At 63.7% G+C, this 204-nt stretch carries 1 protein-coding gene; it reads right to left on the bottom strand.

Going from position 1 to position 204, the window contains the following annotated elements; genetic code table 11:
* Positions 1-204 (bottom strand): AMP-binding protein (locus ACW9H9_RS28990; protein ID WP_457346765.1); only part of this gene is annotated, 204 nt, incomplete at both ends.

Genomic DNA, 204 nt, shown 5'->3' with positions numbered 1-204 from the left:
GCCCGATGTCCCCGGTGCGATACAGCCGACCCTCGCTGAACGGGTCCTTGAGGAAGCGTTCGGCAGTCAGGTCCGGGCGATTCAGATAACCACGGGCGACTTGTACGCCGCCGATGAACAGCTCACCCACCACACCCAGCGGCACCGGTTGCATCTGCGCATCCAGCACGTACATACGGGTGTTGGCGATGGCCTTGCCGATCG

The organism is Pseudomonas sp. SDO5215_S409 (assembly GCF_054071325.1).
This window is presented reverse-complemented; position numbering and strand designations above follow the sequence as displayed.